This is a genomic window from Aquicoccus sp. SU-CL01552, from assembly GCF_040365005.1.
Classification (GTDB): Bacteria; Pseudomonadota; Alphaproteobacteria; order Rhodobacterales; family Rhodobacteraceae; genus Antarcticimicrobium.
The window spans coordinates 100,008-116,367 of record NZ_BAABWV010000013.1 but is presented as its reverse complement, the minus strand read 5'-3'; the positions used below and the strand labels follow the sequence as shown (position 1 = coordinate 116,367).

The 16,360-nt window shown below is 64.1% G+C and carries 16 protein-coding genes; 8 read left to right on the top strand and 8 right to left on the bottom strand.

Going from position 1 to position 16,360, the window contains the following annotated elements; genetic code table 11:
• The first annotated feature begins 32 nt into the window (after window positions 1-32).
• Together ABWV23_RS15265 and rsmD are read left to right on the top strand one after the other, a co-directional pair.
• On the top strand, window positions 33-1,244 hold the full coding sequence (locus tag ABWV23_RS15265) for an NAD(P)/FAD-dependent oxidoreductase (protein ID WP_353349266.1): 1,212 nt from the start codon (window positions 33-35) through the stop codon (window positions 1,242-1,244).
• Window positions 1,241-1,795: a 16S rRNA (guanine(966)-N(2))-methyltransferase RsmD gene (gene rsmD / locus ABWV23_RS15260; protein WP_353349264.1), complete on the top strand. Its 555-nt coding sequence runs from the start codon at window positions 1,241-1,243 to the stop codon at window positions 1,793-1,795. The genes ABWV23_RS15265 and rsmD overlap by 4 nt, the downstream gene beginning before the upstream one ends.
• Before the next feature lie 459 nt (window positions 1,796-2,254).
• Here rsmD and ABWV23_RS15255 read toward each other — a convergent pair whose 3' ends face one another.
• Window positions 2,255-4,561 (bottom strand): calcium-binding protein, encoded by a 2,307-nt coding sequence (locus tag ABWV23_RS15255; RefSeq protein ID WP_353349262.1) that lies wholly within the window; start codon window positions 4,559-4,561, stop codon window positions 2,255-2,257.
• Window positions 4,562-4,647: 86 nt separating this feature from the next.
• Here ABWV23_RS15255 and ABWV23_RS15250 point away from each other — a divergent pair, with 86 nt between their 5' ends.
• The gene (locus tag ABWV23_RS15250; protein WP_353349260.1) at window positions 4,648-5,373 is read left to right on the top strand and encodes a hypothetical protein; all 726 of its coding nucleotides are present in this window, start codon (window positions 4,648-4,650) and stop codon (window positions 5,371-5,373) included.
• Window positions 5,374-5,394: 21 nt separating this feature from the next.
• Here the strand turns inward: ABWV23_RS15250 and map are convergent, their stop codons facing one another.
• On the bottom strand, window positions 5,395-6,207 hold the full coding sequence (gene map / locus ABWV23_RS15245) for a type I methionyl aminopeptidase (protein ID WP_353349258.1): 813 nt from the start codon (window positions 6,205-6,207) through the stop codon (window positions 5,395-5,397).
• A gap of 69 nt (window positions 6,208-6,276) precedes the next feature.
• Window positions 6,277-6,969 (bottom strand): DNA/RNA nuclease SfsA, encoded by a 693-nt coding sequence (gene sfsA / locus ABWV23_RS15240; RefSeq protein ID WP_353349256.1) that lies wholly within the window; start codon window positions 6,967-6,969, stop codon window positions 6,277-6,279.
• A gap of 62 nt (window positions 6,970-7,031) precedes the next feature.
• Between sfsA and ABWV23_RS15235 the strand changes: the two genes are divergently transcribed.
• Genes ABWV23_RS15235 through ABWV23_RS15220 form a run of 4 tightly spaced genes read left to right on the top strand, consistent with a single transcriptional unit; the run spans window position 7,032 to window position 10,013 of the window.
• On the top strand, window positions 7,032-7,754 hold the full coding sequence (locus ABWV23_RS15235) for a competence/damage-inducible protein A (protein ID WP_353349254.1): 723 nt from the start codon (window positions 7,032-7,034) through the stop codon (window positions 7,752-7,754).
• The gene (locus ABWV23_RS15230; protein ID WP_353349252.1) at window positions 7,751-8,491 is read left to right on the top strand and encodes a GNAT family N-acetyltransferase; all 741 of its coding nucleotides are present in this window, start codon (window positions 7,751-7,753) and stop codon (window positions 8,489-8,491) included. Before ABWV23_RS15235 ends, ABWV23_RS15230 begins: the two co-directional genes overlap by 4 nt.
• Window positions 8,488-9,060: a peroxidase-related enzyme gene (locus ABWV23_RS15225; protein ID WP_353349250.1), complete on the top strand. Its 573-nt coding sequence runs from the start codon at window positions 8,488-8,490 to the stop codon at window positions 9,058-9,060. Before ABWV23_RS15230 ends, ABWV23_RS15225 begins: the two co-directional genes overlap by 4 nt.
• Window positions 9,061-9,089: 29 nt before the next feature.
• Window positions 9,090-10,013, top strand: coding sequence for an OmpA family protein (locus ABWV23_RS15220; protein WP_353349248.1), 924 nt, complete (start codon window positions 9,090-9,092; stop codon window positions 10,011-10,013).
• 62 nt (window positions 10,014-10,075) lie between these two features.
• Here the strand turns inward: ABWV23_RS15220 and ABWV23_RS15215 are convergent, their stop codons facing one another.
• Entirely contained in the window at window positions 10,076-10,981 is a 906-nt protein-coding gene (locus tag ABWV23_RS15215; RefSeq protein ID WP_353349246.1) for a LysR family transcriptional regulator, read from the bottom strand.
• A gap of 254 nt (window positions 10,982-11,235) precedes the next feature.
• On the bottom strand, window positions 11,236-13,260 hold the full coding sequence (locus tag ABWV23_RS15210; RefSeq protein ID WP_353349244.1) for an FAD-dependent oxidoreductase: 2,025 nt from the start codon (window positions 13,258-13,260) through the stop codon (window positions 11,236-11,238).
• Window positions 13,261-13,385: 125 nt separating this feature from the next.
• On the opposite strand from ABWV23_RS15210, the gene ABWV23_RS15205 reads away from it, so the two are divergent.
• Complete coding sequence (locus ABWV23_RS15205) at window positions 13,386-13,871, top strand: RNA pyrophosphohydrolase (RefSeq protein WP_353349242.1); 486 nt, start codon at window positions 13,386-13,388, stop codon at window positions 13,869-13,871.
• A 178-nt stretch (window positions 13,872-14,049) separates the two neighbouring features.
• On the opposite strand, the gene ABWV23_RS15200 is transcribed toward ABWV23_RS15205, so the two are convergent.
• The 3 genes from ABWV23_RS15200 to nth are packed head-to-tail and all read right to left on the bottom strand — an operon-like array spanning window position 14,050 to window position 16,282.
• Entirely contained in the window at window positions 14,050-14,652 is a 603-nt protein-coding gene (locus tag ABWV23_RS15200) for a GNAT family N-acetyltransferase (RefSeq protein WP_353349240.1), read from the bottom strand.
• Window positions 14,652-15,641, bottom strand: coding sequence for an adenosine kinase (locus ABWV23_RS15195; protein ID WP_353349238.1), 990 nt, complete (start codon window positions 15,639-15,641; stop codon window positions 14,652-14,654). The genes ABWV23_RS15200 and ABWV23_RS15195 overlap by 1 nt, the downstream gene beginning before the upstream one ends.
• The gene (gene nth / locus ABWV23_RS15190; RefSeq protein WP_353349236.1) at window positions 15,638-16,282 is read right to left on the bottom strand and encodes an endonuclease III; all 645 of its coding nucleotides are present in this window, start codon (window positions 16,280-16,282) and stop codon (window positions 15,638-15,640) included. The genes ABWV23_RS15195 and nth overlap by 4 nt, the downstream gene beginning before the upstream one ends.
• Window positions 16,283-16,360 lie beyond the last annotated feature (78 nt).

Here is a 16,360-nt window from a genome sequence, read left to right as displayed (position 1 = left end):
GAATGACCACAGCCAGCGCGAAAGGAATTCGGATGGGCGATATCGTCGTGATCGGGGCCGGGCAGGCGGGGGCCTCGCTGGTGGCCAAACTGCGCAAGGACGGGTTCACCGGCAAGATCACCCTGATCGGCGAGGAACCGGTGGTTCCCTACCAGCGCCCGCCCTTGTCCAAGGCCTATCTGCTTGGCGACATGGCGCTGGAACGGCTGTTTCTGCGGCCCGAGAGTTTCTATGAGGAAAACGATATCGACCTGCTGTTGAGCGCGCCCGTCGATGTCATCGACCGCACCGGAAAGGCGGTGATCGCGGGGGGGCGCAAGATCCCTTACGACCAGCTTGCCCTGACGACCGGATCTGTGCCGCGCCGCCTGCCGGCGGCCATTGGCGGCGACTTGCAGGGCGTCCACGTGGTCCGCACGCTGGCCGATGTCGACCGGATGGCTCCTGCGGTGGTCGAGGGCGCGCGCGCGCTGATCGTCGGCGGCGGCTACATCGGGCTGGAGGCGGCGGCGGTCTGTGCCAAGCGCGGGGTGAAGGTGACGCTGGTCGAGATGTCCGAGCGCATCCTGCAGCGAGTCGCGGCGCCGGAGACCAGCGACTATTTCCGCGCGTTGCATACAGGCCATGGCGTCGATATCCGCGAGGGCATCGGGCTGGAGCGGCTGTTGGGTGAGGAGGGTCGCGTCACCGGTGCGGTCTTGGCGGATGGCAGTACGCTGGACGTGGATTTCGTTGTTGTCGGCGTCGGCATCACGCCCGCGACAGCCCTGGCCGAGGCGGCCGGGCTCGAGATCGAGAACGGCATAAAGGTCGATGCGCGGGGCCGCACCTCGGACCCATCGATCTGGGCGGCGGGCGATTGCGCCAGCTTTCCCCATGCGGACGGGCGTCTTCGGCTCGAGAGCGTGCCGAACGCGATCGACATGGCCGAGTGCGTCGCGGGCAACATGTTGGGCGGTGAAACGGATTACGTGCCAAAGCCTTGGTTCTGGTCCGATCAGTACGACGTGAAACTCCAGATCGCGGGGTTGAACACCGGATATGACCGCATCGTCAGCCGGCCGGGCGAGGGGCAGTCGGCCTCTTTCTGGTACTTCAAGGGCGATCAACTCCTCGCCGTGGACGCGATGAATGATCCGCGCGCCTACATGGTGGGCAAGCGCCTGATAGATGCCGGCAAGACCGCCGATCCCGACCGGGTGGGCGATCCGGCGGTCGATCTCAAGGCGCTGATGCGCGCATGAGGATCGTCGCGGGACGGTTCCGGGGTCACAGGCTTGCCGCCGTGGGCAAGGGGGACGCGGGCGCGCATTTGCGTCCCACCACCGACCGGGTGCGCGAAAGCCTGTTCAACGTGCTGTCCAATACCGGCGCGATCGAGGGCGCGCGGGTGCTCGACCTGTTCGCAGGTACCGGCGCGCTGGGGCTCGAGGCGCTGTCGCGCGGCGCGGTTCAGGTGAGTTTCGTCGAGAGCGGCCGGGTGGCGCAACGCCTGATCGCGCAGAACGTGGAGATCACCCGGAGCCAGGGCGAAACCCGCCTGATCCGGCGCGATGCCACGAAACTGGGGGCCTGCGACGGTGAGCCCTGTGACCTCGTGTTCCTCGACCCCCCCTATGGCAAGGGCATGGGGCAAAAGGCCCTGGCGGCGGCGCTGGCCGGCGGTTGGCTCGCCCCCGGCGCGCTGGTGGTCTGGGAAGAAAACGCGCCGATGGAACCGCCCGAGGGGTTTTCCCTGCTGGACCGCCGCCGTTATGGCGAGACGCATGTGACCCTGCTCGAACTGGACGGCTAGCTGCGGTGTCCTGCCCGGCGCCGCAGGCCGTGTGGCTGTTTCCCGTGTTCACTCTCACCACTCCCGGCAAGGTAACGGTTTCGTGACGTGACGACAGGCAGATTTCCCCGCCGTCACCCCTCGCGCCCGGGACCAAAGATGCCTATTTCAGCGGTCCGGTCAGGAAGTGACCAAAGAACAAAAACAAGACGAGCGAGAATTCGATGACTGGTTTGCGTGTGTCCTTGATGGGGGCGATTGCCCTTTCGGTCCTCTTTGCGGGGACCGTTGCGCTTTATGCGTCGGACTCCGTACAAAAAGCGGAAACCCGGTTCTCTACCGCACCCTACCATGTGCAAAAGGCGATGATGCTGACGATTCAATAGGATGGCCGCGTCATTCATGGTCGGTCGGCTCCATGGTCAGTGGGCGCGCCACGACCATGGATAACCGAACCGGGCCCATGCCCCTCCGCGATTGTCAGAAAATGAAATCGCCTTTGTCGAGGCTGGCGAGGTCCGTGTCGAGCAGCGTCATCGTGTTTCCGTCTGCGTCCGTGATGACAACGTCGTCGCCTTTCGCCTCCATGTGGTTGGTCTTCAGGTCGTAAAAGCCCTTGATTCCCACCGCGTTGCCAAGATCGACCTGATCCTTTCCGCTGAACCCCTTGACCCGGTCCTGCCCGGCGGAAAAGACGAAGTCGTCGGCCCCGAGACCCCCGTTCATGAAATCGTTGCCAGCGCCACCGTCCAGCCGGTCGTTCCCTTTGCCGCCGTACAGCTTGTCGCTGCCACCACCGCCGAACAGCTTGTCGCGACCTTCCTCTCCAAACAGGCTGTCTTTGCCGCCACGTCCGGTCAGCGTATCGGCGCCACCGCGCCCCTCCAGCCGGTTGGCGACCGCGCTCCCGATCAGGGTATCGTTTCCGTCGAGCGAGCCGCGGACATCCTCGATTTTCAACAAGGTGTGGGTAAAGTCTGTGCCGTACCATGTCCCGGTCGCGGTGCCCTTGGTCAGGTTGACGTCGACCGGGCCGACATCAATGCGGTCATAGCGAACGAGGTCCTGCCCACCGAGCCCGTTCGCCACGTCGTCACCTAAAGCCAGGATGAACCGGTTGCTGAACTTGTCACCAACAAGCTTGTCGTCGGAGTTGGAGCCGATCAGTTCGATCTGGCCGCTTTTGTTTTTGTAGAGCACGGAAACGGTTTCCCGATACCCGAAACTATCGTTGGCGATGACGCCGGTCTTCAAATTGACTTTGGCGCCCTGATCTCCTCTAAAGTCCATTCGCAAGATGGAGTTCGCGGAAAGCGCCAGATCATAGCTGTCGCTGCCACCGCCACCGTTCACTTCGGTCCAACTCTTCGATGCGGTCACGATATCGAAATTGTCTCTGAAACCCGAACCGACCACGCCGAAGCCACCGGCGGCTGATGTTCCGCCCGCCTGCATCGGCACCGCGACATCCACGATCGTGTCCGTTCCGAGACCGCCCTTTGTCACTGTGCCGGTATTGGTCCTGCCGTTGACCTGGATGTCGACACCGCGATCCAAGTACCCATAGAATAGCTCCTGATACCCTTGCCCCGAATCCGAGAGGATTATGGTATCGTTGCCAGGCGATCCTGCGGTGGTGTCATAATAGAGGTTGCTACCGGGGTTGAGCACATCGTTCCCCGCGCCCCCATCCAGGAAATCGTTGCCAGAGCCGCCGAACAGGAAATCGTTTCCGCCGTTCCCGATCAGGGTATCGTTCCCACCAAGGCCAAAGATGTGATCCTTCCCCGATGTGCCATACAGGTAGTCGCCTGGCGTCCATTCAGGAGAGTAAGCTGGCTCCAGAAGCCAGCTTATTGTGCTTTCCGTATTGTCGCCCATAATCAGGTTGCCGACCTTCTTGCCGTCGATCCGGATCGTATCGAGCGAAATGGTGTCGGTTGTCCCGAGGTCGCCGACGGTTTTCAGCAGCACCTTGTCGTCCGGGTCGGTGATCTTCACGACGTCGAACGAATACCCGGTGGGCCGGCTGATATCGATCTCCGCCCCGCTGTCCAGCGCTGTGGAAAGCTCCATTAGCAGGGAAAAGGCATCCCCGAGGTTTGTCGGGAAATTGCCCTCGAGGACGAGCGAGTAGCCCATCTGCGACAACGACATTTCGGTTGCGGAAACGTCAAGTTCCAGAATGGTCGTGCCGCTTAGAATGACAGAGAAACCGCTGGAGGAGATCGTGTTCAATTGGGCGATAACATCGGCCTGCTGCGAGGGCGTCAGGCTTGAGTAGTCCGCGATCTGGCCGGCCATTAGCCCGACGTCGAAGATGTCCTGCAGGCTGGAGGGCAGGGTGCCCGGTATCTCGATCCGGAGGTTTCCGGAGGTGATGGTATAGCCGTCGTCGCCGAAATCGAAGTTCAGGAACATCTTGTTCGGGAGCGACTCGCCATCTCCGACCGCTGTCTTGGACCCGGATATCTTGATCTGCGTGAACTCCCCGGTTGCAAACCCGGAATTGATCGCGGCATCAAGATCGTCCAAACTGCTGACAGGGCCGATTCCGGTGCCGAGGATCGTTAACTTAAGCAAAACATGGTGGTACCAAGGACCTTCCACTTCGAGGACGATCTTGCTTGCGGACAGGGTGGTTACCGTCCAGGTTCCAGAACCGTACAAAAGATCGAGCGAGCCCAGGTAGTCTCCGTTTTCAATTCCGTTGAGTGCGACAAAATTGGTCAGCCGCCCGATGTCAAAAAAATCTGCAAAACCGGCGCTTGCCTTGATGTCAACCATGTCAATCCCCTCTCGGAACAAATTCTTGAGTCAGAATAACCATAAACCCGTTTGATGAAAGTTGTTTCTGATCATACAATCTGGGAATGAGGGATGTTTTGCTTCTCCTGAGTGTGTTTTCTTTAATCTCAGGATGCTCCCTGCAGCAGCGACCTGCCCGGGTCGACTATGCCGTTTCGGTGCTCGAAGACGACATGCACATCATCCCGTCATCTCTGGATACCGCAGGCACTCGGTTCCTGTCCGGATCGGGCGGAGCGGGTGCCGCGACGGCCCCTCCCGGCGCATCGGCCCCCATCGGGGTCCTGAACATCGACAAGGATACGCTCAGCTCGACAAGCGGCGTGGCCTACAGGCGTACGAAGAACGCGAAGTTGCAGGCCAGTGTCAGTCTGGAAAAGCCGGTGTCCCGGCATGTCTCGCTCCATGGGCGGGGTTCAATTTTTACGGGAAAAAGCCGGTATGTCCTGCCGGAGGGTGTCGGTATCCTGGTTGACCCGATGACGATCTCTTTCAACACGACGGGTGTCGAGGTCGAGGCCGGCGTGTCCTATCATGCAGGACGAAAGGTGAAATCCGTCATCGAACTGGGGGGCGGGCGAACCTTTACCGATACCCGCACCACTTTGAAATCGGCCCTGATCAGCCTGTCATCGAAAAGCAGCGACCAAAGCGATTATGTCTATACCGCGATCCAGGTCGGCTTGGCCGTGGGACCGGCGCGGGACACGACCCTGGGTCTGCGGACGATCGCGAAATACTATCCCAATCTGGGGGGATCGGTTCAGACCGGTCTGGTCTACGCGTTCTGAGGGCCGGTCCGCGCCTGTGGGTCAGCCGTAGGTCGGGTGGAACGTTCCCGCCGGGGACAGGGTGAAGATGTCGACGCCATCCGCCGTCACGCCCACCGAATGCTCGAACTGCGCCGACAGCGACTTGTCCCGGGTCACCGCGGTCCATTCGTCGGCCAGCGTCTTGGTCTCGGGGCGGCCCAGGTTCACCATCGGCTCGATGGTGAAGAACATGCCCTCTTCCAGAACCGCGCCGGTGCCGGGGCGGCCGTAGTGCAGCACGTTGGGCTTGGCATGAAACACCTGGCCCAGCCCGTGGCCGCAGAAATCGCGCACGACGCTCATCCGCTGGCTTTCCACGTAAACCTGGATCGCGTGGCCGATATCGCCAAAGGTGTTGCCCGGCTTGACCATCTCGATCCCCTTCATCAGGGAGTCATGGGTCACCTGGATCAGCCGCTCGGCCTTGCGCGACAGTTTGCCGGCCACGTACATCCGGCTGGTGTCGCCGTACCAGCCGTCGACGATCACCGTCACGTCGATGTTCAGGATGTCGCCATCCTTCAGCTTCTTGTCGCCGGGGATGCCATGGCAGACCACGTGGTTCACGCTGATGCAGCTTGCGTGCTTGTAACCCCTGTAGCCGATCGTGGCCGAGGTTGCCCCGGCCGCGTTCACCTTGTCCTCGATGAGGCGATCGATCTCTTGCGTGGACTGGCCGGGGAACACGTGCTCGGCCATCTCGTCAAGGATTTGCGCGGCCAGATGCCCGGCCTTGTGCATGCCCGCGAAATCAGCCTGATCATGAATCCGGATGCCGTCCTTGGTCAGGCGGCCACGAAGTGCGTTGTTCAACTGCGGTTCCCTTGTTCTGCTGTCGCGCCGTATTTAATCGTTTTGCGGAAAAGATGCCAGAGGGGGAGGCTAAAGCGCGCAGTCAAGCGTGATTTCCCCGGGGCTGATCCGCGCCCGATAAACCAGGCGTTCGACCCCGGCCGCCTGCGCCCTGTCAAAGGCCGCGCCATAGACCGGGTCGATGTCGCGGGCCAGATCGAAGCGGGTGCAATCGGTGCGCTGGACCAGATAGAGCATCACCGCCCGATGACCGGCGCGCACCATGTCCGACAGTTCGCCCAGATGCTTTGTTCCGCGCGCGGTGCGGCTGTCGGGAAATTCCGCCAGTCCGGGCACGCGCGACAGGGTCACCGATTTAACCTCGACATAGGCATCCGGCAACCCCGGTTCGCTGAGCAGGAAGTCGATGCGGCTCGATTGTCCGTATTTCACCTCCGGTTGCACGGTCCCGTAGCGGGCCAGCGGTTCGATCTGCCCGGCCTCGAGTGCCGCGCGCAGGGCCCGGTTGGGCACCGAGGTGTCGACTCCGGTGAAATGCCCGTTCTCGTGATCGACCAGCCGCCAGCCGAACTTCAGCTTCTTCTTCGGATCGTCGTTCGGCTCCAGCCAGATCCGCGTGCCCGGCTCGGCCAGCCCCAGCATCGAGCCGGGGTTGGCGCAATGGGCGGTCACCTCGCTCCCGTCCTCCAGCGTGCAATCGGCCAGGAACCGCTTGTAGCGTCGGATCAGCCGGGCCGGGACAAGAGGGGTTTGAAAGCGCATGGAACCCGGCCTATACCTGCCGGCGCGGCCCTTCAAGACCGCGACAAGAGGGAACGGGCACCATGACCAATCCAACCGCCGCGATGCTTGTGATCGGGGACGAGATCCTGTCCGGACGCACGCGCGACTCCAACATGTATTACCTTGCCGGCGAACTCGCGAAAGTGGGGATCGACCTGAAGGAGGCGCGTGTCGTCAGCGACGACGCGCAGGCGATCGCAGAGGCGGTGCGCGCGCTTTCGGCGCGCTTTGACCACGTGTTCACCAGTGGCGGCATCGGCCCCACCCATGACGACATCACCGCCGACAGCATCGCCACCGCCTTCGGCGTGCAGATCGACGTGCGCGAGGACGCCCGGGCGATCCTCGAGGCGCATTACAAGACCACAGGGCTGGAGTTGAACGCGGCGCGGTTGCGCATGGCGCGCATCCCCGAGGGGGCGACGCTGATCGAGAACCCGGTCTCTTCCGCGCCCGGTTTCACCATCGAAAACGTGCATGTGATGGCCGGTGTCCCCTCGGTGTTCGAGGCGATGGTGGCGAGTGTCCTGCCCAAGCTGACCGGTGGCGCGCCCTTGCTGTCGCAAAGCCTGCGGGTGATGCGGGGCGAGGGAGAGATTGCCGGCATGCTGGCCGCGGTGGCCGCAGAGTTTTCCGATCTCTCCATCGGTTGCTACCCGTTCCAGAAGGATGGCGCTTTCGGGGCCAGCATCGTTGTGCGTGGTGCGGACGGGGCGCGTGTCGATGCCGCCGTCACCCGCCTGTCGCGGGACCTTGATGCATGAGCGCGACACCGGCCCCCTGGCTGTTCGACGTGATCGACGGCACATGGCCTGCAGCGCGCACTTTCCGGCAGGGGCCCTGGACCCTGCGCGAGGGGCAAGGTGGCGGCAGCCGGGTCTCGGCCGCCTCGGCCGAGGGGCCGGTGGGGCCGGAGGACCTGGTCGCGGCGGAAGAGGCGATGGCCGCCATGGGGCAGACCCCGCTGTTCATGATCCGCCCCGGCGATGAGGACCTCGATACCCTGCTCGAGGGGCGCGGCTATGCGGTGAAGGATCCGGTCGTGGCCTATGCCTGCCCGGTGGAGCATCTCACCGACATCCCGGTGCCCCGCGTCACCGTCCTTGCGGTGTGGGAGCCGCTGGCCATCATGCGCGAGATCTGGGCCGATGCCGGGGTTGGCCCGGAGCGGCTGGCGGTGATGGCGCGGGCGAAGGGGGCGAAAACCGGGTTGCTGGCGCGCTATAACGACAAGCCCGGCGGTGCCGCCTTTGTCGCCGTGCACGCGGGTGTCGCGATGCTGCACGCGCTGGAAATCCTGCCGCACCAGCGTCAGCAGGGATTGGGGAAATGGATGATGCGCGGGGCCGCCCATTGGGCGGCGGCCCAGGGGGCCCATACCCTTGCGGTTGTCTGTACCCGGGAAAACGACGGGGCGAATGCCTTGTATTCCGGGCTCGGCATGTCTGTAGTGGGGCGGTACCACTATCGAATATCTCATGGGGAGGAGACCCGCAGATGACCGACAGCAGACCGACCACCGCCCTCGACCTGCCCATGGTCGACCCTCTGCCCGAGGCGACGCAGAAGTATTTCGACATCTGCACCGAAAAGCTGGGCATGATCCCGAACGTGCTCAAGGCCAATGCCTTTGACATCGACAAGCTCAACGCCTTCACCGGCATCTACAACGACCTGATGCTGGCCGATAGCGGGTTGAGCAAGCTGGAGCGCGAGATGATCGCGGTGGTGGTGTCCTCGATCAACCGCTGTTTCTATTGCATCGTGGCCCATGGCGCGGCGGTGCGGCAGTTGTCGGGCGATCCGATGCTGGGCGAGATGATCGCGATCAACTACCGCGTCGCGGATCTGGAGCCGCGCCAGCGCGCGATGCTGGATTTCGCCGCCAAGATGACGACCGAAAGCTACATGATCGAAGAGGCCGACCGCGAGGCGCTGCGCGAGGTGGGCTTTTGCGACCGTGACATCTGGGACATTGCCAATGTCGCCGGCTTCTTCAACATGACCAATCGCGTGGCCAGCGCCACCTCGATGTGGCCCAATGACGAGTATCACGCTCAGTTCAGATGATCAGGGCCAGTGTCCTCAGCTTTCTGCTCATGGCTTGCCCGGTTGCCGTTGCGGCGCTGGACATGCCGCAGGGCGCGCGACTTTTGTACGAGCGTAACTCGGCCCTCGACAGCTATGCCTTGCCGCGCGCGCCCTTTGACGGCGAAACCGTGCCGTCGCAGGTCTTCGAGGGGGCTGTGGAGCGTCGTACCTGGCGCATCGAAAGCGGGTCGCGCACGCTGTTGCAATTGCTGGCGCCGTTGCGGGATCAACTCGTGACCGGTGGCTTTGACATCCTGTTCGAATGCCGTGCGCGCGCCTGTGGCGGGTTTGATTTCCGCTTCGGGACCGAGGTCGCGCCGGCCCCTCACATGCATGTGGATATCGGCAACTTCCGGTTTCTCTCGGCGGTCCGGAACGGCGGCGAGGCGATCAGCCTCATGGTCAGTCGCGGCGGCAGCGGCGCCTATATCCAGCAGATCCACGTAAGCTCGGGTGACGTCACAGGCGGCGAGGCCGAAGCGACCGACGCCGCGCCCGCGCCGGATCGGCCGACCTCCACGGGGCCGGAGGCGCCGGAACGGGATGGACAGGCGGGGGCGCTGATCAATGCGCTGCTCTCCGATGGTCACGTGATCCTTGACGACCTGAAGTTCGATACCGGCGCCAATGCGCTGGGGCCGGGAGACTATGACTCCTTGTCCGAGATCGCTGCATTCCTGACCGGCCATCCGGCGTATCGGGTCGTCCTTGTCGGTCACACCGACAGCACCGGCGCGCTTGGTCTCAATGTCGCCCTGTCGAAACGCCGGGCCGAAACTGTGCGCAACCGGCTGGTGACCGCATATGGCGTGCCGTCCGGACGCGTGGCGGCCGAGGGGATGGGATACCTCGCGCCGGTGGCCTCGAACCTCACCCCCGAGGGGAGAGAGCGCAACCGCCGCGTCGAGGCGCTGTTGTTGCCGGTCCAGTGAAAAAAGCCCCCGTGCGGAACACGGGGGCAGGGGGGTTGCCAAGGGAAGCAACATGAAACGGGTTACCAGTCGGTCGGGCCCTTGTCGGCAAAGGCCTGGACCAGGAAATCAATGAAGGCGCGCACCTTGGGCTGGGTGAAACGGCCCGGCGGATAGACCGCGTAGACACCCAGTTTCTCGACCGGGAGCGTTGGCATCGCATCCTCGACCAGACCCTCGCTCATGGCCTGCGCGAAAAGGTAGCTGGGCAGATAGGCGATGCCGAGTCCCGAGATCGCGGCGTTGAGCAGCGATTGCCCGTCATTCACGCTCAGCCAGCCGGCGGTGCGCACCTGGCGTTTCTCGCCCGAGGGGGCGGTCAGCTTCCAGACGCTGCCGCTGGACTGGTTGGAATAGTGCAGCAGCTTGTGCTCGTTCAGATCGTCGATCTTCTGCGGGCGACCGAACTGCTGGATGTAACTGGGGCTGGCGACCAGCCGCTTGGTGGTTTCGGTGAGTTTGCGGGCCCGCAGCGAGCTGTCTTCAAGCTCACCGATGCGGATCGCCATGTCGAACCCCTCCGAGATCAACTCGACGTAGCGGTTGTTCAGCACCATGTTCACGGTGATCTCGGGGAAATCGGACAGGAACTCCGACAGGATCGGCGACAGCAGGTTGACGCCGAAATCGGTGGCGACCGAGATCCGCAGCAGCCCCGAGGGCGCCGATTGCATCGAGGTGACCAGCGCATCGGCCTCTCCCGCGTCGTTCAGAACCCGGCGGGCACGGTCGTAATAGGCAAGTCCGATCTCGGTCGGGCTGACGCGGCGCGTGGTCCGGTTCAACAGCCGCGCGCCCAGCCGGGCCTCGAGGCTCGAGACATGCTTGGACACCGCCGACTTGGAAATGCCCATCTTCTTGGCCGCGTCGGTGAATCCCCCTTGGTCCACCACGTTGGCAAAGGCTTCCATTTCGGTCAGTCGGTCCATGCCGTTGTCCTCGGTTATCTGTCTTGTTGCCTCGTTTATCCGGTTCAATCTGGGCAAGATCGGGGCGCCGATTGGATAATATCGCGGTAATGGGGCAAATCGTTCGGTGCCGGGAAACGGCAGGCCAACGGGCAAGGGCGCTGCTGCGGGCGCGGCGCGTGGCGTCGTCATGGAATGGTTCGGCTAAAAAAAGAACGGCCCGACGGCACCTTGCTGGGTGCCATCGGGCCGGGGCCTTGGTGCGGGTCGGTCGCCTACAGAGTCGCGGCCAGCCGTGTGCCCTGGTTGATCGCCCGCTTGGCGTCGAGTTCGGCGGCCACGTCGGCACCGCCGATCACATGGGCGGTGATGCCCTTGGCCTCCAGCGCGTCGGCAAGGCTGCGCTCGGAGAGTTGCCCGGCGCAGAGCACGACGGTCTCGGCGGGGATCACGCTCGGGTTTTCCCGTGCCTCGCCAAAGCTGACGTGCAGCCCGTCGTCATCGATTTTTTCGTAGTTCACACCACCGACAAAAGTGACATCCTTCATCTTCAACGTGGCCCGGTGGATCCAGCCGGTGGTCTTGCCCAACCCCTTGCCATGCGCCTGTTTCTTGCGCTGCAACAGCGTCACCTGCCGCGCCGGGGCCTCCGGTTGCGGGCCTTCGGGGGCAAGGCCCGAGCGGTGCTGTTCGGGGTCCGTCACGCCCCATTCCTTCATCCAGGCGGGCAGGTCGGTGGTCGGGCTGTGTTCCTCCAGCAGGAATTCGGAGACGTCGAAACCGATGCCGCCGGCACCGATCACTGCGACGCTCTTGCCCACGGGGGCCTTGTCGCGCAGCACTTCAATATAACTCAGCACGTTGTCGCGGTCCTCGCCCGGAATGCCGGGGTCGCGGGGGATGACGCCGGTGGCGATCACCACCTCGTCGAAACCGGTCAGATCGTCGGCGGTGACCTCCCGGCCCAGTTCCACGGTCACCCCGGCCTCGTCCAGCATGGTCGCGTACCAGTCGACCAAGCCCCAGAATTCTTCCTTGCCGGGCACCTGCTTGGCCATGTTGAGCTGTCCGCCGACCTCTTTCGCCTTGTCGAACAGCGTGACCTTGTGACCCCGCTCCGCCGCCGCCAGCGCGGTGGAGAGGCCCGCCGGTCCGGCCCCGACGATGGCGACGGCTTTCGGCTTGGCCGCCGTTTCCAGCACCAGTTCGGTCTCATGGCAGGCGCGCGGGTTGACCAGGCAAGAGGTCAGCTTGCCGCCGAAGGTATGGTCCAGGCAGGCCTGGTTGCAGGCGATGCAGGGGGCGGTGGTCGCCGCCCGCCCGGCCTGTGCCTTGGCCACGAAATGCGCATCTGCCAGCATCGGGCGGGCCAGCGAGACCATGTCGGCACAGCCCTCGGCCAGCACCTGTTCGGCCACCTCGGCGGTGTTGATCCGGTTCGAGGTGATCAGCGGGATGCCCACCTTTCCCATCAGCTTTTTCGTCACCCAGGCAAAGGCGCGGCGCGGCACGGAGGTGGCGATGGTGGGCACGCGGGCCTCGTGCCAGCCGATGCCGGTGTTGATGATGGTGGCTCCGGCCTTTTCGATCTCCTGCGCCAGCTGCACGACCTCTTCATGGGTCGAGCCGTCCGGCACCAGGTCGATCATCGATAGCCGGTAGATGATGATGAACTCCGGCCCGACCGCGGCGCGGGTGCGGCGCACCACCTCGATGGGGAGTTTCATGCGGTTTTCGTACGATCCGCCCCAGCCGTCGGTGCGCTTGTTGGTGTGGGTCACCAGGAACTGGTTGAGGAAATACCCCTCCGATCCCATGATCTCGACCCCGTCGTACCCGGCCTGCTGCGCCAGCACGGCGGCATTGACGATGTCGGCGATCTGTTTCTCGATACCCGCCTCGTCCAACTCGTTGGGCGGAAACGGCGAGATCGGGGATTTCACCGGGCTGGGGGCGACGCATTTCGGGCCATAGGAATAGCGCCCCGCATGCAGGATCTGCATGGCGATCTTGCCGCCGGCCTGGTGCACCCGATCGGTGACGACCGAATGGTTGGCCACGTCCTTGTCACTGGTCATCATCGCTGCGCCGGGCAGCACCGATCCCTCGAGATTCGGGCCGATGCCGCCGGTCACCATCAAGGCGACGCCGCCGCGGGCGCGTTCGGCATAGAACTCGGCCACCCGGTTCCAGTCGCCGGTTTCCTCCAGCCCGGTGTGCATGGAGCCCATCAGCACGCGGTTTTTCAATGTGGTGAAGCCCAGATCCAGCGGCGCCAGAAGATTTGGGTACTCGGTCATGTCGCCCTCCCTCTTGTCGGGCGCAGAATTGCCCCATTGCGGCCCCCTGTCACCCCGCAACCTTGCGTCACCCGCTTGCACCGCGCGGCGCAACCGCTAGACAGGAGAAAAACAGGAGCTGCCCCATGACCCCCGAAGAGATTGCCAAGCTGCCCTATCGCCCCTGCGTCGGTGTGATGCTGATGAATGCCGAGGGACATATTTTTGTCGGTCAGCGCCGCGACCGGTTCGAGGAGGCCTGGCAGATGCCCCAGGGCGGGGTCGAGAAGGACGAGGCCCCGCGCGAGGCCGCCCTTCGCGAGTTGTGGGAAGAAACCGGCGTCACCGCCGATCTGGTCGAGATCCTGGCCGAAAGCGCCGCGTGGCTGCCCTATGACCTGCCCGCCGACCTGGTGCCGCAGATCTGGAAGGGCCGCTTTCGCGGGCAGGAGCAGAAATGGTACCTGATGCGGTTCAACGGCACCGACGACCAGGTGAACATCGAGACCGAACACCCGGAGTTCAGTACATGGCGCTGGCAGGATCCGGCGCATCTGGTCGAGCGGATCGTTCCCTTCAAGCGTGCGGTCTACGAAAAGGTGGTCGAGGAATTCACGCCCTATCTGGGGTAGAGCAGGCGTCCCGGAAATCCTCCAGCCGCCGGCTTTGCCGCCACGATGCCTCCGGCGGGAATACCTACAGCCAGAAAAAGACCCGGAGGCCGGGTCCGCTTCTTCTCTTCCCAAATACTCTGGGGGGAGCGCGCAAAGCGCGCGGGGGGCAAAGCCCCCTGATCCCTCTCGAACGCGGTCAGGCCTCGAAGATCGGGATATGCGGCCCGGCGTCCCTTGGCAGGTCGCCGTTCAGGCGCGGGTCGGGGGCGATCTCGACCTGTTGGCGGATCGGGGTGAACCCGCTGCGGCGATAGAACCCCAGCGCACCGGGGTGGTCCAGCGTGCAAGTGTGGACGTGAAAGCGGCTGATCGGGCGCGCCCAGGCGGTGTCGATCGCGGCGTTCATCATGAACCGCCCCGCGCCCGAGCCGATCAATGCCGGTGTCACCCCGAAAAAGGCCAGCTCGCATTCTCCTTCCTGCCGGAAATCGAGTTCCAGCAGCCCCTCGGCGCAGCCGTCCTTTTCCAGCGCCCAGACCTCGACCCCGGGGTCGGAGAGGAGCGCGGACAGCCCGGCGTCATCCAGCCCGAGGCGCGAGAACCACAGCCAGTCCTGCCCGCCGACCCGTTTAAAGAGGTCGCGGTACCAATCCGGCGTGGGCGCATCGGCGCGGCGCAGGGCGCAGCCCTCGGGGGCGGGCACCGGGCGACGCGGGGCGGCGGCGCGCATCTCCAGATGCGTCACCACCGTGGCCACCATGCCGGGCGGCACGTCGTGGAAACCGGCGTCCAGCGTCATCAGAGCAGCCCGGCCTCACGCAGCAGTTCGGTCACGTTGGTTTCCGGGCGCGGGCCGATATGGCTGATCACCTCGCGGGCGCAGACGTTGCCGATCTTCGCGCAGGTCTCCAGGTCGCGGCCGGTGGCCATGCCGTAGAGGAAGCCGGCGGCGAACTGGTCGCCGGCGCCGGTGGCATCGACCGGGGTAATCTTTTCAACCGGCACGTCGATGCGCGAGGTGCCCTCCATCACCGTCACCCCGTCGCCCGAGCGGGTGCAGACCACCAGCGGACAGAGCGCGGCGGTCATCACCAGTGCGTCGTCGAGGTGATCGGTCTGGAACAGCGACTGGATCTCGGCCTCGTTGCCGATGACGAAATCCAGCTCATGCTCGATCAGCGACAGGAAATCGTCGCGGTGCCGGTCGACGCAGAACGGGTCGGAAATGGCGATGCCGATCTTGCCGCCTCCCCTGTGGCAGTCGCGCGCTGCCTCGAGAAACGCCTCTTTCCCCTTGTCCTTGTCGAAGAGGTAGCCTTCGAGGAACATCAGCTCGGCCTTGCCGGCGACCGCGCTGGGCACGTCGTCCGAACCCAGTTCCGAGGAAATCCCCAGGTAGGTGTTCATCGAGCGTTCGCCGTCGGGCGAGACGAAGATCATCGAGCGGGAGGTCGGCAGCTCGCCACCCGCGACCGGCGGGTTGACGAAATCGACCCCGTCCTCGTTCATCGCCTTGGCATAGAACTGGCCCAGTTCGTCGTCGCGCACCCGGCCGATGAAGGCGGCCTGCAGCCCCAGCGCCCCGGCGCCGGCGATGGTGTTGGCGACCGATCCGCCCGGGGTTTGCAGCCGGTCGCCCATCGCGCCGTACAGCTGTTCGGCGCGGTCCTGCTCGATCAGCTGCATGATGCCCTTCTCGATCCCGTTCTCGGCGAGGAAGGCATCTTCGGTCTGGCTGATGACATCGACGACGGCATTGCCGATCCCGACGAGTTGATAGGTCTTCATAAGTTCTTGTCCTCGAATTGGCACAGGTCGCGGATGAGGCAGGTGCCGCACAGCGGTTTGCGCGCCTTGCAATGGTAACGGCCGTGCAGGATCAGCCAGTGATGGGCGTGCTGCTGGAAATCCACCGGCACGTTGTCCTCGATGGCGCGTTCGACCGCATCGACGTCCTTGCCCGGGCAGATGCCGCTGCGATTGCCGACGCGGAAGATGTGGGTATCGACCGCCTGCGCGGGATAGTGCCACCACATGTTCAGCACCACGTTGGCGGTCTTGCGCCCGACGCCGGGCAGCGATTGCAGTGCGGCGCGGGAATTGGGCACCTCGCCGCCGTAGTCCTCGACGAGGATGCGGCTCAGCTTGATGACGTTCTTGGCCTTGTTGCGGTACAGGCCGATGGTCTTGATATGCTCGATCAGCCGCTCTTCGCCGAGATCGAGCATCTTTTGCGGCGTGTCGGCGATCGGAAACAGATCCCGCGTGGCCTTGTTCACGCCCGCGTCGGTGGCCTGCGCGCTGAGCGCCACGGCGACCACCAGCGTATAGGCGTTGACATGCTCCAGCTCGCCCTTGGGTTCGGGCTCACGGGCCTGGAAACGGGTAAAGATCTCGCGGATCGTGTGATAATCGAGCTGTTTTGCCATCCGTGCCTTAATGCCGTGACGCGGCGACCCGTGCAACGCGAAAGCGCGCGCGGGGATCGCGCCCACCGGCGGGCATTG

Coding starts and splice junctions, on each gene's coding strand:
- ABWV23_RS15195 (WP_353349238.1), bottom strand. CDS start 15,641: ATGAAGACCTATCAACTCGTCGGGATCGGCAATGCCGTCGTCGATGTC.
- sfsA (WP_353349256.1), bottom strand. CDS start 6,969: ATGCGCTTTCAAACCCCTCTTGTCCCGGCCCGGCTGATCCGACGCTAC.
- ABWV23_RS15220 (WP_353349248.1), top strand. CDS start 9,090: ATGGCTTGCCCGGTTGCCGTTGCGGCGCTGGACATGCCGCAGGGCGCG.
- ABWV23_RS15230 (WP_353349252.1), top strand. CDS start 7,751: ATGAGCGCGACACCGGCCCCCTGGCTGTTCGACGTGATCGACGGCACA.
- ABWV23_RS15205 (WP_353349242.1), top strand. CDS start 13,386: ATGACCCCCGAAGAGATTGCCAAGCTGCCCTATCGCCCCTGCGTCGGT.
- rsmD (WP_353349264.1), top strand. CDS start 1,241: ATGAGGATCGTCGCGGGACGGTTCCGGGGTCACAGGCTTGCCGCCGTG.
- ABWV23_RS15200 (WP_353349240.1), bottom strand. CDS start 14,652: ATGACGCTGGACGCCGGTTTCCACGACGTGCCGCCCGGCATGGTGGCC.
- ABWV23_RS15225 (WP_353349250.1), top strand. CDS start 8,488: ATGACCGACAGCAGACCGACCACCGCCCTCGACCTGCCCATGGTCGAC.
- ABWV23_RS15265 (WP_353349266.1), top strand. CDS start 33: ATGGGCGATATCGTCGTGATCGGGGCCGGGCAGGCGGGGGCCTCGCTG.
- ABWV23_RS15235 (WP_353349254.1), top strand. CDS start 7,032: ATGACCAATCCAACCGCCGCGATGCTTGTGATCGGGGACGAGATCCTG.
- ABWV23_RS15255 (WP_353349262.1), bottom strand. CDS start 4,561: ATGGTTGACATCAAGGCAAGCGCCGGTTTTGCAGATTTTTTTGACATC.
- ABWV23_RS15210 (WP_353349244.1), bottom strand. CDS start 13,260: ATGACCGAGTACCCAAATCTTCTGGCGCCGCTGGATCTGGGCTTCACC.
- ABWV23_RS15250 (WP_353349260.1), top strand. CDS start 4,648: ATGAGGGATGTTTTGCTTCTCCTGAGTGTGTTTTCTTTAATCTCAGGA.
- ABWV23_RS15215 (WP_353349246.1), bottom strand. CDS start 10,981: ATGGACCGACTGACCGAAATGGAAGCCTTTGCCAACGTGGTGGACCAA.
- nth (WP_353349236.1), bottom strand. CDS start 16,282: ATGGCAAAACAGCTCGATTATCACACGATCCGCGAGATCTTTACCCGT.